12 protein-coding genes and 2 tRNA genes are annotated in these 15587 nt (G+C 69.4%); 11 read left to right on the top strand and 3 right to left on the bottom strand.

The window, feature by feature from the left end:
• Positions 1 to 419 precede the first annotated feature (419 nt).
• From dnaN to Sfulv_RS14270, 8 genes are all read left to right on the top strand, one after another.
• Entirely contained in the window at positions 420 to 1550 is a 1131-nt protein-coding gene (gene dnaN / locus Sfulv_RS14305) for a DNA polymerase III subunit beta (RefSeq protein WP_173317851.1), read from the top strand.
• A 131-nt stretch (positions 1551 to 1681) separates the two neighbouring features.
• Entirely contained in the window at positions 1682 to 2560 is an 879-nt protein-coding gene (gnd, locus tag Sfulv_RS14300; RefSeq protein WP_173314053.1) for a phosphogluconate dehydrogenase (NAD(+)-dependent, decarboxylating), read from the top strand.
• 45 nt (positions 2561 to 2605) lie between these two features.
• A complete protein-coding gene (gene recF, locus Sfulv_RS14295) occupies positions 2606 to 3736 on the top strand; it encodes a DNA replication/repair protein RecF (RefSeq protein WP_173314052.1) in 1131 nt (376 codons plus the stop codon).
• Positions 3733 to 4353, top strand: a complete 621-nt coding sequence (locus Sfulv_RS14290; RefSeq protein WP_246353121.1) for a DciA family protein — start codon at positions 3733 to 3735, stop codon at positions 4351 to 4353. The genes recF and Sfulv_RS14290 overlap by 4 nt, the downstream gene beginning before the upstream one ends.
• A 468-nt stretch (positions 4354 to 4821) precedes the next feature.
• On the top strand, positions 4822 to 6891 hold the full coding sequence (gyrB, locus tag Sfulv_RS14285) for a DNA topoisomerase (ATP-hydrolyzing) subunit B (protein WP_305961372.1): 2070 nt from the start codon (positions 4822 to 4824) through the stop codon (positions 6889 to 6891).
• 46 nt (positions 6892 to 6937) lie between these two features.
• Positions 6938 to 9553 (top strand): DNA gyrase subunit A, encoded by a 2616-nt coding sequence (gene gyrA, locus Sfulv_RS14280; protein ID WP_173314050.1) that lies wholly within the window; start codon positions 6938 to 6940, stop codon positions 9551 to 9553.
• Positions 9554 to 9658: 105 nt separating this feature from the next.
• Complete coding sequence (locus Sfulv_RS14275; RefSeq protein ID WP_173314049.1) at positions 9659 to 10240, top strand: DUF3566 domain-containing protein; 582 nt, start codon at positions 9659 to 9661, stop codon at positions 10238 to 10240.
• 70 nt (positions 10241 to 10310) lie between these two features.
• Positions 10311 to 10387, top strand: a tRNA-Ile gene (locus Sfulv_RS14270).
• Between the two features lie 207 nt (positions 10388 to 10594).
• Here the strand turns inward: Sfulv_RS14270 and Sfulv_RS14265 are convergent.
• Positions 10595 to 10954 carry a DUF6344 domain-containing protein gene (locus tag Sfulv_RS14265; protein ID WP_173314048.1) on the bottom strand — a complete coding sequence of 120 codons (360 nt, stop codon included), beginning with the start codon at positions 10952 to 10954 and terminating at the stop codon, positions 10595 to 10597.
• A gap of 272 nt (positions 10955 to 11226) precedes the next feature.
• Between Sfulv_RS14265 and Sfulv_RS29790 the strand changes: the two genes are divergently transcribed.
• Together Sfulv_RS29790 and Sfulv_RS14255 are read left to right on the top strand one after the other, a co-directional pair.
• On the top strand, positions 11227 to 11361 hold the full coding sequence (locus Sfulv_RS29790; protein ID WP_003958712.1) for a DLW-39 family protein: 135 nt from the start codon (positions 11227 to 11229) through the stop codon (positions 11359 to 11361).
• Between the two features lie 344 nt (positions 11362 to 11705).
• On the top strand, positions 11706 to 13046 hold the full coding sequence (locus Sfulv_RS14255) for a hypothetical protein (RefSeq protein ID WP_173314047.1): 1341 nt from the start codon (positions 11706 to 11708) through the stop codon (positions 13044 to 13046).
• 41 nt (positions 13047 to 13087) lie between these two features.
• On the opposite strand, the gene Sfulv_RS14250 is transcribed toward Sfulv_RS14255, so the two are convergent.
• Together Sfulv_RS14250 and Sfulv_RS14245 are read right to left on the bottom strand one after the other, a co-directional pair.
• On the bottom strand, positions 13088 to 14578 hold the full coding sequence (locus tag Sfulv_RS14250; RefSeq protein WP_371874666.1) for a serine/threonine-protein kinase: 1491 nt from the start codon (positions 14576 to 14578) through the stop codon (positions 13088 to 13090).
• 72 nt (positions 14579 to 14650) lie between these two features.
• Positions 14651 to 15199: a helix-turn-helix domain-containing protein gene (locus Sfulv_RS14245; protein ID WP_173314046.1), complete on the bottom strand. Its 549-nt coding sequence runs from the start codon at positions 15197 to 15199 to the stop codon at positions 14651 to 14653.
• Between the two features lie 170 nt (positions 15200 to 15369).
• Between Sfulv_RS14245 and Sfulv_RS14240 the strand changes: the two genes are divergently transcribed.
• Positions 15370 to 15442, top strand: a tRNA-Ala gene (locus Sfulv_RS14240).
• Positions 15443 to 15587: the final 145 nt, after the last annotated feature.

Raw genomic sequence — 15587 nt, 5'->3', positions numbered from 1 at the left:
GGGGAACGTGGGTAAAGCTGGGGACGGCCCTGGGGAGAAGTGCCCCGCCCCTGTGCACCGGGTGTGCAGAACTTTCGTGTGTCCACAGAAGCCCTCGGTTGTCCACCGGTGCCGCCCACAGGGCCGGTGGATAAAAAACCGGACCTGACCTGGGGAAACGACGTTATCCACGGTTTCCACAGGCCCTACTACTACTGCCACACATAGTTAGCCAGGAATCCGCTTCGAAGTGGGGCCTGTGCACAACTTCGCCCCGGACCGCCCCGCACCTCTTGTCTCGGCTTGACCCCGAGCAGCAACGAGTGTCGGTGCCGTACGTCAGACTGGACCCCGGAGTCCTCCCCAGCCCCACGGCAGGAAGACCCGACCAGACGACGAAGGCCGGCAGGGCGAGCGAGCAACAGCAGGAGGCGGTTCCGGTGAAGATCCGGGTGGAGCGCGATGTACTCGCGGAGGCGGTGGCCTGGGTGGCCCGAAGCCTCCCGGCCCGTCCGCCGGCACCCGTTCTCGCGGGCCTTCTTCTGAAGGCCGAGGACGGAGCCCTCAGCTTCTCCAGCTTCGACTACGAGGTCTCGGCACGGGTCTCGGTGGACGCGGAGGTCGACGAGGACGGCACGGTGCTCGTCTCCGGCCGGCTGCTCGCCGACATCTGCCGCGCCCTTCCCAACAAGCCGGTGGAGATTTCCACAGACGGTGTACGGGCGACCGTGGTCTGCGGCTCCTCGCGGTTCACACTCCACACCCTTCCTGTGGAGGAGTACCCGGCGCTGCCGGAGATGCCGACCGCGACCGGCACCGTGCCCGGTGAGGTCTTCGCCTCCGCCGCGGCCCAGGTCGCCATCGCCGCGGGCCGTGACGACACGCTGCCCGTCCTGACCGGCGTCCGGATCGAGATCGAGGGCGACACCGTCACCCTCGCCTCCACCGACCGCTACCGCTTCGCGGTCCGCGAGTTCCTGTGGAAGCCCGAGAACCCGGACGCGTCGGCGGTGGCCCTGGTCCCCGCCAAGACGCTCCTGGACACCGCGAAGGCGCTGACCAGCGGCGACACGGTCACGCTCGCGCTGTCGGGTTCCGGCGCCGGTGAAGGGCTGATCGGTTTCGAGGGCGCGGGGCGGCGTACGACGACGCGGCTGCTCGAAGGCGACCTGCCGAAGTACCGGACGCTGTTCCCCACCGAGTTCAACTCGGTCGCGGTCATCGAGACCGCCCCGTTCGTCGAGGCCGTCAAGCGTGTGGCCCTCGTCGCCGAGCGGAACACCCCGGTGCGGCTCAGCTTCGAGCAGGGAGTGCTGATCCTGGAGGCGGGCTCCAGCGACGACGCACAGGCTGTGGAGCGCGTCGACGCCGTGCTCGACGGTGACGACATCTCGATCGCCTTCAACCCGACGTTCCTGCTGGACGGGCTCAGCGCGATCGACTCGCCGGCCGCCCAGCTCTCCTTCACGACGTCCACCAAGCCCGCCCTGCTGAGCGGCCGTCCGGCCGTCGACGCGGAGGCGAACGACGCGTACAAGTACCTGATCATGCCGGTCCGCCTCTCCGGCTGATCCGACGACCGGGAGCTGTCACGGCAGCGTCCGGGGGCACGCTCAGCGCCGAGCGGGCCCGCCGCGCTGTCCCCGGCCGGGCGTAGGCTCGACCTCGGGTACGAATCGGCACAACGCTTAAGGAATCTCTGATGGAGCTCGGTCTCGTCGGCCTCGGCAAGATGGGCGGCAACATGCGCGAGCGCATCCGCCGCGCAGGCCACACCGTCATCGGTTACGACCGCAACCCGGACGTCTCCGATGTCCAGAGTCTCGAAGAGCTCGTGGGCCGGCTCAAGGGCCCCCGGGTCGTCTGGGTGATGGTCCCGGCGGGCGCCGCCACCCAGTCCACCGTCGACGAGCTGGCGGTCCTGCTGTCGCCCGGCGACATCGTGGTCGACGGCGGGAACTCCCGCTGGACCGACGACGAGAAGCACGCCGTCGAGCTGGGCCTCAAGGGCATCGGCTTCGTCGACTGCGGCGTCTCCGGCGGCGTCTGGGGCCTGGAGAACGGCTACGCGCTGATGTACGGCGGCGACGCCGAGAACGTCGCGAAGGTCCAGCCGATCTTCGACGCCCTCAAGCCCGAGGGTGACTTCGGCTCCGTGCACGCGGGCAAGGTCGGCGCCGGCCACTTCGCGAAGATGGTCCACAACGGCATCGAGTACGCCATGATGCAGGCGTACGCCGAGGGCTGGGAGCTCCTGGAGAAGGTCGACTCCGTCACCGACGTGCGCGAGGTCTTCCGCTCCTGGCAGGAGGGCACGGTCATCCGTTCCTGGCTGCTCGACCTGGCGGTCAACGCGCTGGACGACGACGAGCACCTGGACAAGCTGCGCGGTTTCGCCGCCGACTCCGGTGAGGGCCGCTGGACGGTGGAGGCCGCGATCGACAACGCGGTGCCGCTGCCCGCGATCACCGCCTCGCTCTTCGCGCGCTTCGCCTCGCGCCAGGACGACTCCCCGCAGATGAAGATGATCGCCGCGCTGCGCAACCAGTTCGGCGGCCACGCGGTCGAGAACAAGAAGTAGATCGAGCAGTACCAGCACGGAGCAGGGAACCGGAGGTCGGCGCACATGCACGTCACGCATCTCTCGCTGGCCGACTTCCGCTCGTACGCCCGGGTCGAGGTGCCTCTCGACCCGGGCGTCACCGCGTTCGTGGGAGCCAACGGCCAGGGCAAGACCAACCTCGTCGAAGCCATCGGCTATCTCTCCACGCTCGGCAGCCATCGTGTCTCGTCCGACGCGCCGCTGGTGCGGATGGGGGCGGAGCGGGCGGTGGTCCGGGCCGCCGTCACCCAGGGCGAGCGGGCGCAGCTCATCGAGCTCGAAATCAATCCCGGACGGGCCAACCGCGCCCGGATCAACAGGTCCTCGCAGGTCAGGCCCCGTGACGTGCTGGGCATAGTGCGGACGGTGCTGTTCGCGCCGGAGGATCTGGCGCTCGTGAAGGGCGATCCCGGGGATCGCCGCCGCTTCCTCGACGAGCTCGTGACGGCGCGGTCGCCCCGGATGGCCGGGGTCCGTTCCGACTACGAGCGCGTGCTCAAGCAGCGCAACACCCTGCTGAAGTCGGCGGCGATGGCTCGCAGGCACGGTGGCCGTTCGATGGACCTGACGACGCTGGACGTCTGGGACCAGCACCTGGGCCAGGTGGGTGCCGAGCTGCTGGCGCAACGGCTGGACCTGATCGCGACGCTGGAGCCGCTCACGGACAAGGCGTACGGCGAGGTGGCGCCGGGCGGCGGGCCGCTGACCCTGGAGTACCGGAGCTCGATCGGCGCCGGGGTGGAGCCCGCGCGGACGCGCGAGGAGCTGTACGAGCAGGTGATCGCGGCGCTCGCCGAGGTCCGCAAGCAGGAGATCGAGCGGGGTGTGACGCTCGTCGGCCCGCACCGCGACGACCTGGTGCTCGGGTTGCGCGGCATGCCGGCGAAGGGCTACGCGAGTCATGGCGAGTCCTGGTCGTACGCGCTGGCGCTGCGCCTGGCCTCGTACGAACTGCTGCGCTCCGAGGGCAACGAACCGGTGCTGATCCTGGACGACGTGTTCGCGGAGCTGGACGCGCGGCGGCGGGAGCGGCTGGCCGAGCTGGTGGCCCCCGGCGAGCAGGTGCTGGTGACGGCCGCCGTGGACGACGACGTGCCGGGTGTTCTCGCGGGTGCGCGCTACGGCGTGTCCGCCGGAGGGGTCGAGCGGGTATGAGCGGCCGCGGTAAATCGTCGAGGGCTCAGGGGCCCGGTACGGGCGGTTCCGGGCCCTCGCTGGATTCCGTGGGTGAGCCGGGTGTCCGGGGACCGGTGGCGAAGCAGCCGGAGGTCTCGGGGGTCGACCTGGCGCGGGTTGCCCTGCGGGCGGCGAAGGAGCAGGCGCGGGCGCGTGGTGCTGCGGCGCAGCAGAAGAAGCAGGCCAGGCGGGGCGGCGGACTGCGTTCGGGGGCGCGGTCCGACGGCCGTGATCCGCTGCCGCTGGGTTCGGCGATCAACCGGCTGATCACCGAGCGTGGGTGGGAGACGCCCGCGGCGGTGGGCGGGGTGATGGGGCGGTGGCCGCAGATCGTGGGCGACGACCTCGCGAATCACTGTGTGCCGCTGCGGTACGACGAGGCTCCGGCCGAGCGGGTGCTCACCGTGCAGTGCGACTCGACGGCGTGGGCGACGCAGCTGCGGCTGCTGGCTCCGCAGCTGGTGGCCCGGCTGAACACGGATCTGGGGCAGGGCACCGTGCGGTTGATCAAGGTCCTGGGGCCGGCGGGTCCCCAGCGCCGGTTCGGCCCTCTGCGCGCGCCCGGGAGCACGGGTCCTGGGGACACATACGGCTGAGCTGGGATTTCCCGCTCCGTGACGGCTCAGCGACGGCTGCGTGTCAGCTGCCCGGCGGCTCCCTGACGGCTCGGTGACGGCTCCACGCACGTGATGCCCCGGCCTGTGCCGGGGCTTCTCGCTCTGTTCGCCTCGGTACGGAAATCCGTTCCGCATCGAACCCACTGCGCCCGTGTTGTACAGGTATGTACGGGTTGGCGGTCACCACCCGGAGTGCGGCGTCCCTCACGGTAGCCGGAGGTTGACAGGCCGAAGGGCTCAATGCCCGCGTGAGCCTCCTGGGCCCCCTTCCCGGATATGGGGAGTCGGCAGGCGCTGGTTCAGGGCGGCACATGCGGACTCAGGTACCGGCAAACCCCCATTCAGGTCGGCGCTACCGGTAGACTGGTCAGTAATCCCGTCCCTGTGCGGGATTCGTCGATACAAGCCGAACGACGCAGCCGCTCCCGCCTGTCCGGAGAACGGCCTGTGCTGTGCCAGAAAGGGCGCTTCGTGGCCGATTCCGGCAACCCCAACCAGAACAACCTGTCCACAACCGGTGAGAACGGCGAGATCACGTCCTCGTACGACGCCAGTGCGATCACCGTGCTGGAGGGCCTGGACGCGGTCCGCAAGCGGCCCGGCATGTACATCGGGTCCACCGGTGAGCGCGGTCTCCACCACCTCGTTCAGGAGGTTGTCGACAACTCGGTCGACGAGGCGATGGCCGGGCACGCGGACACCATCGACGTCACGATCCTCCCCGACGGCGGGGTGCGCGTCATCGACAACGGCCGTGGTATCCCGGTCGACATCGTGCCGTCCGAAGGCAAGCCGGCCGTCGAGGTCGTGCTCACCGTCCTGCACGCGGGCGGCAAGTTCGGAGGCGGCGGCTACGCCGTCTCCGGCGGTCTGCACGGCGTGGGTGTCTCCGTCGTCAACGCCCTGTCCACCCGGGTGGCGGTCGAGGTGAGGCGGGACGGTTACCGCTGGACCCAGGAGTACAAGCTCGGTGTCCCGACCGCCCCGCTGGCCCGTCACGAGGCCACCGACGAGTCCGGTACGACCGTCACCTTCTGGGCCGACGGGGACATCTTCGAGACCACCGAGTACTCCTTCGAGACCCTCTCGCGCCGCTTCCAGGAGATGGCGTTCCTCAACAAGGGCCTCACGCTCAAGCTGACGGACGAGCGCGAGTCGGCGAAGGCGACGGTCGGCGCGGACAGCGCCGAGGCGGTCGACGTCCCCGACGAGGAGCCGACCCGGACGGTCACGTACCACTACGAGGACGGCATCGTCGACTTCGTGAAGTACCTGAACTCCCGCAAGGGCGACGTCATCCACCGGTCGGTGATCGACATCGAGGCCGAGGACAAGGCGCGGCTCCTCTCGGCCGAGATCGCGATGCAGTGGAACACGCAGTACACCGAGGGTGTCTACTCCTTCGCGAACGCGATCCACACGCACGAGGGCGGTACGCACGAGGAGGGCTTCCGTGCGGCACTGACCTCCCTGGTCAACCGGTACGGGCGCGAGAAGAAGCTGCTGCGCGAGAAGGACGACAACCTCACCGGTGAGGACGTCCGCGAGGGCCTGACGGCGATCATCTCGGTGAAGCTGGGCGAGCCGCAGTTCGAGGGCCAGACGAAGACCAAGCTGGGCAACACGGAGGCCAAGACCTTCGTGCAGAAGGTCGTCCACGAGCAGCTGACGGACTGGTTCGACCGGAACCCGAACGAGGCCGCCGACATCATCCGCAAGGGCATCGCCGCTTCGACCGCCCGGGTGGCGGCCCGCAAGGCCCGTGACCTGACCCGCCGCAAGGGGCTCCTGGAGAGCGCCTCGCTGCCGGGCAAGCTCAGCGACTGCCAGTCCAACGACCCGACGAAGTGCGAGATCTTCATCGTCGAGGGTGACTCCGCCGGTGGTTCGGCGAAGTCGGGCCGTAACCCGATGTACCAGGCCATCCTGCCGATCCGCGGCAAGATCCTGAACGTCGAGAAGGCCCGGATCGACAAGATCCTCCAGAACACCGAGGTCCAGGCCCTCATCTCGGCCTTCGGCACCGGGGTCCACGAGGACTTCGACATCGAGAAGCTCCGCTACCACAAGATCATCCTGATGGCGGACGCCGACGTCGACGGACAGCACATCAACACCCTGCTGCTGACCTTCCTGTTCCGCTTCATGCGGCCGCTGGTCGAGGCCGGGCACGTGTACCTCTCGCGCCCGCCGCTCTACAAGATCAAGTGGGGCCGCGAGGACTTCGAGTACGCGTACTCCGACCGCGAGCGCGACGCCCTGGTCGAGCTCGGCAAGCAGAACGGCAAGCGCACCAGGGAGGACTCGATCCAGCGCTTCAAGGGCCTCGGTGAGATGAACGCCGAGGAGCTCCGCATCACCACGATGGACCAGGACCACCGGGTGCTCGGCCAGGTCACCCTGGACGACGCGGCGCAGGCCGACGACCTGTTCTCGGTACTGATGGGCGAGGACGTCGAGGCGCGGCGCTCGTTCATCCAGCGCAACGCCAAGGACGTCCGTTTCCTCGACATCTGAGTCGGCCGTACAAGCAAGCCGCAGCGCGAAAGGACTTTGACCAGCAATGGCCGACGAGAAAACCCCTGTGATGCCCGAAGAGGAGCCCGTTGTCCCGGGCGTCGGTATGCGTGTCGAGCCCGTCGGGCTCGAGACGGAGATGCAGCGCTCCTACCTCGACTACGCGATGTCCGTCATCGTGTCGCGTGCCCTGCCGGACGTGCGGGACGGTCTGAAGCCCGTCCACCGCCGCGTGCTGTACGCGATGTACGACGGCGGCTACCGGCCCGAGAAGGGCTTCTACAAGTGCGCCCGCGTCGTCGGTGACGTGATGGGTACGTACCACCCGCACGGCGACTCCTCGATCTACGACGCGCTCGTGCGACTGGCGCAGCACTGGTCGATGCGCATGCCGCTCGTGGACTCCAACGGCAACTTCGGTTCTCCGGGCAACGACCCGGCCGCGGCGATGCGGTACACCGAGTGCAAGATGATGCCGCTGTCCATGGAGATGGTCCGCGACATCGACGAGGAGACCGTCGACTTCAAGGACAACTACGACGGCCGCAACCAGGAGCCGGTCGTCCTCCCGGCGCGGTTCCCGAACCTGCTGATCAACGGCTCCGCGGGCATCGCGGTGGGTATGGCCACCAACATCCCGCCGCACAACCTGCGCGAGGTCGCGGCCGGCGCCCAGTGGTACCTGGAGCACCCGGAGGCTTCGCACGAGGAGCTGCTGGACGCGCTGCTGGAGCGGATCAAGGGCCCCGACTTCCCGACGGGCGCGCTCGTCGTGGGCCGCAAGGGCATCGAGGACGCGTACCGCACGGGCCGCGGCTCGATCACGATGCGCGCGGTCGTGGCGGTCGAGGAGATCCAGGGGCGCCAGTGCCTGGTGGTCACGGAGCTCCCGTACCAGACCAACCCCGACAACCTCGCGCAGAAGATCGCCGACCTGGTGAAGGACGGCAAGGTCGGCGGTATCGCCGACGTCCGTGACGAGACGTCCTCGCGCACCGGTCAGCGCCTGGTCGTCGTGCTCAAGCGGGACGCGGTCGCCAAGGTCGTACTGAACAACCTCTACAAGCACACCGACCTGCAGACGAACTTCGGCGCGAACATGCTGGCGCTCGTCGACGGGGTGCCGCGCACGCTGTCGATCGACGCGTTCATCCGCCACTGGGTGACGCACCAGATCGAGGTCATCGTCCGGCGTACGAAGTTCCGCCTGCGCAAGGCCGAGGAGCGGGCGCACATCCTGCGCGGCCTGCTGAAGGCGCTGAACGCCATCGACGAGGTCATCGCCCTCATCCGGCGCAGCAACACGGTGGATATCGCGCGTGAGGGCCTGATGGGCCTGCTGGAGATCGACGAGATCCAGGCGAACGCGATCCTGGAGATGCAGCTGCGCCGGCTGGCCGCGCTGGAGCACCAGAAGATCACCGCCGAGCACGACGAGCTCCAGGCGAAGATCAACGAGTACAACGCGATCCTGGCCTCGCCCGAGCGGCAGCGGCAGATCGTCAGCGAGGAGCTGGCGGCGATCGTGGAGAAGTTCGGCGACGACCGGCGTTCCAAGCTGGTGCCCTTCGACGGTGACATGTCCATCGAGGACCTGATCGCCGAGGAGGACATCGTCGTCACGATCTCCCGCGGCGGCTACGTGAAGCGCACCAAGACGGACGACTACCGCTCGCAGAAGCGCGGCGGCAAGGGTGTGCGCGGTACGAAGCTGAAGGAAGACGACATCGTCGACCACTTCTTCGTGTCGACGACGCACCACTGGCTGCTGTTCTTCACGAACAAGGGCCGGGTGTACCGGGCGAAGGCGTACGAGCTTCCGGACGCCGGCCGGGACGCGCGCGGCCAGCACGTCGCCAACCTGCTGGCCTTCCAGCCGGACGAGCAGATCGCCGAGATCCTGGCGATCCGCGACTACGACGCGGCGCCGTACCTGATCCTGGCGACGAAGGGCGGTCTGGTGAAGAAGACCGTGCTCAAGGACTACGACTCCCCCCGTTCCGGCGGTGTCATCGCGATCAATCTCCGGGAGACCGAGGACGGCAGCGACGACGAGCTGATCGGTGCGGAGCTGGTCTCGGCCGAGGACGATCTGCTGCTCATCAGCAGGAAGGCCCAGTCGATCAGGTTCACCGCGACGGACGACGCGCTGCGCCCGATGGGCCGTGCCACCTCGGGCGTCAAGGGCATGAGTTTCCGTGCGGGCGACCAGCTGCTCTCGATGAATGTTGTCCGGCCGGGTACGTTCGTGTTCACTGCCACTGACGGCGGGTACGCGAAGCGGACTCCCGTCGACGAGTACCGCGTTCAGGGTCGGGGCGGCCTGGGTATCAAGGCTGCCAAGATCGTGGAGGACAGGGGCTCGCTCGTCGGTGCGCTGGTGGTGGAGGAGACGGACGAGATCCTCGCCATCACGCTCGGCGGCGGTGTGATTCGCACGCGAGTCAATGAAGTCAGGGAGACGGGCCGTGACACCATGGGCGTCCAACTGATCAATCTGGGCAAGCGTGATGCCGTCGTCGGCATCGCGCGCAACGCCGAGGCCGGTCGTGAGGCTGAAGAGGTCGAAGGGGCCGATGACACCGAAGGTGAGACGGTCGAGGCTCAGGCCGAGAGCGTGGTCGAGGGCACTGCCGAGGGCACGGAGCCTTCGGCCGGGTAGCACGAGGAGTAGAGCGTGAGTGGAGCCACGGGCGCCGGTTCGGCCGCTTCCGGAGCTGGAGCGAACGGTGCCCGTGGCCCTGCCACGGACTCCCAAGGGGGCACTGTGACGGACACTCGGGGGCCACAGCCCCAGTACGAGGGTTATGCGACCGGGCCGTTGCCCGGTGAGCGTGACCCCGCGCAGGGGAAGGCGGGCCCCTATCACCCGCCGCAGGCTTACGTGGCGCCTGTGGGCGGCACGCAGGGCGGGGGCGGCGCCGCGGGCGGCGCCCAGGCTGTGCGCCGGCCCAAGACGGGCGCACGGACCACTCCGCGCACGCGCAAGGCGCGTCTGCGGGTGGCCAAGGCCGATCCGTGGTCGGTGATGAAGGTGAGCTTCCTGCTCTCCATCGCACTGGGTATCTGCACGGTGGTCGCGGCCGCGGTCCTGTGGATGGTGATGGACGCGATGGGGGTCTTCTCCACCGTGGGCGGCACGATCAGCGAGGCCACCGGGTCCAACGAGAGCAACGGCTTCGATCTGCAGTCGTTCCTCTCGCTGCCGCGGGTCCTCATCTTCACCTCGGTCATCGCGGTGATCGACGTGGTGCTGGCCACGGCGCTGGCGACGCTCGGCGCCTTCATCTACAACTTGTCGGCGGGCTTCGTGGGCGGAGTCGAGCTCACTCTGGCCGAGGACGAGTAGCGCGCCAGGTATCGATTTTGGGACTGGCCCCGACGTGCGCTAATCTTCAGAAGTCAGCGCACAGCGCGGCGGGGCTATAGCTCAGTTGGTTAGAGCGCATCCCTGATAAGGATGAGGCCACAGGTTCAAATCCTGTTAGCCCCACCAGTCCGAAGGCCCCGACCATTAGTGGTCGGGGCCTCTGGCGTTTCCGTGGAGCCGCGGGATGGGGCGTGCCTGTGAGCGGGTTCCGTGATACTCGGACTTCCCCCGGGTGTCGGCGTATGGGAAAGGCCCCTGGCCGGTGTGAACCGGACCTGGGGCCCTGGGAATCGTTCTCGGGCGCTCTCGGTGCCCGCAGCGCTCTCAGGCCGTTCAGGGCGGCAGGAGGGCGGAGTCGCCGGCCGGGGCGCCCTGGGTGGTGTGGTTGCCGTTACGGGTGAGGGTCGCGTTCCTGGAGTCGGCCGACAGCTGGCGGGTGGCCGGCGAGGAGCCGTGGGCCTCGGCGCGGATGCGCTGCTTCATCGTGGGTGGCAGTGCCCTGTCACGCGGAAGGGTCCATCGCACGGCGGGGACTGACGGAGTTGCCGCGGTGGCACCCGTGTGCTCCTGGGTGGCGGACGTCGGCGCGGCGGCCGCGGCCTGGCTGGTGGCGGCGAGCCCCAGGGAGGCGAGGATCGCCAAGAAGGCGGTGATGAAGGCGGTCCAGATGGTCTTTACCTTGAAGGCGCTCATGGCCCCTCGCTCTCGGGTGGTCCGGTCTGCTTACCCTCCCGATGATGTGGATTTCGCCGGTGATTTCGGCGACCGACGCCCCGCGTGCGCAGTTCTTCGGATGAACACCACTCGTATGGTGCAACCGGTCCGGAAAAGGATGATTTCGGCTGTTCGGTGACGCGGGCGACCAGGCCCCAGTTGCGTTCCAGGCAGGTCACTGATCGGTATCGGCCGGTGTGTATAGTCGAGCGGCAGAAGTCCCTTACGCCAAGGAAAGACGAGGTCGCGCGGTGAAGAAGCTTCTCCTGGTCGCACTGGCTGCCATCGGCGGGCTCCTCGTGTACCGCCAGATCCAGGCGGATCGCGCCGAGCAGGATCTGTGGACGGAGGCGACCGACTCCGTGCCCGCAGGTTCGGGTGTGTGAGACGGAACAGTCCGTAGCGAGCCCCGGTCGCCGAGCGGCCGGGGCTTCGTGCTGTCCGGGGCCGTTGTCGCCGTCCCGTGAACGTGGCAATGGGTGCCCCTGAGTGCACCCGGGCACCTCGCCGGCTTGCGGGAGCGAAGACGAAGGCCAGGCTCCGTCCTCGCACGGCAGGGCGGACCGGCGGGGCGATTGCAGGGGGCCGAAGACAGCGGCGGCACGGGCGGGGCAGGATGGAGCGGCATCGCGGCCACGGCCGGAGCGGGCGCCGCGGTGGCTGTGACCGCCGGGCCCGGGTCCGCACGTGGTCGGCGCGGGGCGGACACGCAGATGACGAGGGGGAGCCTGTGAAGAGGCAGCGCGACAGGGGCCGGACGGCGCTCGCGTCCATCGCGGCGATGTGCGCGATGGTGGCCCTGGCGGGTCAGGCACACGCGGCCGACGGCCCGGCTCCGTACGCCTTCGACCCCGAGGCGGCGAAGGTGCGGGGCACGGAGACCAACGCCGAGGCGCCGGAACTGACGTCAGGATCGGTCTACCGGAGCGCGATCAAGCCGGGTCAGAAGCTCTACTACCGGCTGAACCTCGACGCCGAGACCAGCGCCTACGTCTCCGCGGTGGCGGTGCCCGGGGCCGGCTCCAAGGTCGCCTACGGGGACGGCATCACCGTCAGCATCAGAGACGTCGACGACACGCGGTGCAGCTCGGAGGACGCGGTGTTCGGGCCGGCGGAGTTCGCACGGCCGATCGCCGCGTACGCCCACCGCGTCGTCGAGAAGGGCAACAGCGTCTGCCGGGAGGCCGGTGAGTACAACGTACTCGTCGAGCGGAAGAGCAACGCGGCGTCGTCCTCCGGCGAATGGGGCCTGGAGCTGCGGTACGAGTCGGAACCGGCGGTGAAGGCCGCGGACGCGCAGGCGACCGAGGCCCCGGAGAACTGGTCATCGGCCTCGCCCGTCCCTCCCACGGGCCAGCGCAAGCGGGCCGGCGGCAACAGTTTCCACGAGGCCACCAGCCTGGGGACCGGCGAGTGGCACGACAGGATCGCGCCCGGTCAGACCCGCTTCTACCGGGTGCCGGTGGACTGGGGCCAGCAGATCTTCGCCAGCGCCGTGCTGAGCAACAGCAGCAGGTCGACCGAGTACCTGGGCAACGCGCTCGCCCTGTCGCTGGAGAACCCCGTCCTGGGCCACGTCGAGGGCGAGACGCTCTCCTACTCGGGGAAGACGGCGTCCGTCGCGCTGGAACCGCTGCCTCCGGTGGACTACCGGAACCGGTTCGACTCCGCCTCGGACGTCAGCGCCATGCGCTTCGCCGGGTGGTACCACCTCTCGGTGACGCTGAGCCCGAAGGTCGCCACGTTCTACGGCGACCAGGCGATTCCCCTGCGGCTGAAGGTCAGTGTCCGCAATGACCCGAAGACATCGCCGTACGCCGGTGCGGCCGGCATCTTCGGCGTCAGCGAGGAGGACAAGGAGATGGCCGCGAGCGGGCAGAGCGCCCCGCAGGCGGCTCGGAGCGGCACGATGGAACTGGTGGCCGTGGCCGGGATCGGCTCGGGCACGGTGCTGTTGCTCGGGCTCGGGGCGTGGACGCTGCTGGCCAGGCGCCGCGCGGTAGCCGCCGCCCCGCCGGGCGCCGGCGGGCAGCAACAGCCGCCGTACGGCGGTCCTCACCGGAGCTGGTAGGCCAGGAGGGCTCCGGCCGGGGCGTACGTCTCAGGTCTGGGTCAGGGCCCAGACACCCACCGCGAAACAGAGCAGAGCGACGAGCAGGACCGGGACCGCCACCTTCGGGGCGGTCCCGGCCGCGTCCGGCGGGCGGGTGCGCCGTGGTGCGGGGAGACCGGCGCCCCGGGATGCGGGACCTGCGCGTGCTGGGCGGTGTACGCGCGGGTCGGGGACGGTTCGTGCCGCGCCGCGGCGGTGGGGGCCTGGGCGAGGTCGGGCGCGGCAGCGGGGAAGGGGGAGTTTGGGTGCGCCTGGAGCGGGGGATGCGGGGCGGCGGGCTGAGCCGCGTGGGGCGGGAGCGCGGTCGGCTGGGGAGGCGGCGCGAGGTGGAAGCTTCCTGTCTCCGACATGGACGCGGGCGCGGGGACGGGCGCGGGGACGGGCGCGGGCGGGCCGGACGGCTGCGCGTACGGGTTGGGGGCGTACGGATTGGCGGCGTACGGCGGTTGTGCGTGGGGCTGTTGGCCGGGGAGCTGTTGGTCAGCGGGCTGTTGGGCGGGAGGCTGCTGTGCTGCGTGCTGGGGGGCCCGTGTGTCCTGCGGGGAGCTCTGGGCCGCGTGTGGCTGCGCCCCGGCCTGGAGAGGAGGCCGCGCGGGCGTCTCGCGGGCGGTGAGCGGTCCCGTGGGGCCGAAACCGGCCGGCAGCGGGCCGATCTGGTCGAAGACCTCCACCGGCTCCTCGTCCTCGGCAGGCTCCGGCAGCATCTCGACCGCCGCGGTGAGGGCCTTGCGCACCCCCGTGGCCGTCCGGAAGCGGGCCTGCGGGTCGGGTTGCAGCAGACCGGCGAGCACCTGCCACAGCGGCTCGGGAATTCCCTGCGGGGCACCGGGAGTTCCGTGCGTGGTGAAGTGCCCGACGAGGGCCTGGGAGTCGGGTTTCCTGCCCTGGAGCAGATAGAGCGCGACGAGACCGACCGCGAACAGGTCGGCGGGGAAGTCGGGCTCGGCGCCCGTCATCTGCTCCGGCGCGAAGTAACCGGGCGTGCCCACCACGTAGTTGGTCTCGGTGAGCCGGGGCTCGCCCTTGCGCATCGAGATGCCGAAGTCGGAGAGCCGCAGATGCGGTCTGCCCGTCCCGGTGGCCTCCATGAGGATGTTGGCCGGCTTGATGTCGCGGTGCACCACGCCTTCGGCGTGGACCGTCGAGAGTCCCGACAGCAGCTGGTCGAGGAGCATGCAGACGAAGCGCGGGGGCAACGGGCCGTAGTCGCCGATGACATGGGCCAGCGAACCGCCGCTGACCAGGTCCATGGTGAACAGGACCTTGTCGTCGTCGGCGGCCCAGCTCGCGGGGGCCACCACGTGGGGATGGTCGATCCGCAGTGCCTGTTCGCGGACGAAGCGCAGCAGCGTATGGGCGTCGCTCTGCTGGAGCACCTTGGCCGCGACGTAACGGCGGCGGCGGTGGTCCCAGGCCCGCCATACGGCGCCGACCCCACCCCGTCCGATCGGATCGACCAGTACGTACCGACCAGCGAAGACCTCACCCATCGCGCTGCGCCCGCTCCCAGTCCTGTGTCGGCTCGTGCCCGTCTCCGGGGAGTTGGCTCCCCGCCCGGGTGCTTAGCTCTGCTGTCCTTCGTAGTGCGCGACCGCGTCGGCGGTGCGCCCGGCGCCGTACACCTTGAGGAACTCTGCCAGTTCCGGGTGGGTCGGGGCGAGGGAGTCCGCCGCGTCGATGATGTCGCCCGCCGCGGCCACCGACCGCAGCAGGGACTGGATCTCACGGACGACCCGCCTGACGGTGGGCGCTCCGCCGGTGGACGAGGTGTGGCCGGTGGAGGTCAGGACCGACCCGCCCTGCGCCTTCTTGATCTCTTCCATCCGGTCGGTGGCCTCTCCCGCGCTGACACTGCCGTCCGCGACCTGACTGGCCAGCTCCTGGAGGGCCTGCACCCGCTGTACGACCGCGGGGTTGCCGATCTTGGCGCGCTGGCCGCTCATCAGCTGGGAGAGCATGGGAGCCGACAGACCAAGCACCGCGGCGAGCCTGGCCTGGTTCAGGCCGAGGTCGTCGATCAGCCGGCGGAAGAGCGCCCCCAGCGGCTCCCCGTACCAACTGCGCTGAAGCTCTCTGGCTCTCGCCGTCGCCTCTTGCTGCGCTGCGTCCATGGCGTCTCCCCTTCGCTGCGGCTTCGCTGCTGCGAACCTCGTCGTGCATCCTACGGAGAGTGGTTGCCGACCGGGAGGCCCAATCCTTTTGCAGGATTCCGGGGGTCACCCGGTACTCTGGTCTGCGACGGTCGCCGCGACACGGACGTGTTGGGTGCTGTCCCCTTTTCGGGGCCTTAGCTCAGTTGGTAGAGCGCTGCCTTTGCAAGGCAGATGTCAGGAGTTCGAATCTCCTAGGCTCCACACGTCAAACACCCTCTGACCTGCGAAACCGCAGGTCAGAGGGTTTTTTTGTGCTTGGCCACCCGTTGCGGCCCCGTTCCCATCTCCGTCGCGGCGGGCCTTGAGGGCGCAGGCGGGCGGACGGAGAGAGGGGCGCCGGAGACCG

The organism is Streptomyces fulvorobeus, assembly GCF_013167895.1.
In the GTDB taxonomy this organism is placed as follows: Bacteria; Actinomycetota; Actinomycetes; order Streptomycetales; family Streptomycetaceae; genus Streptomyces; species Streptomyces fulvorobeus.
Note: the sequence above shows the minus strand (reverse complement) of the source record. Positions and strands in the feature narration are given on the sequence as shown.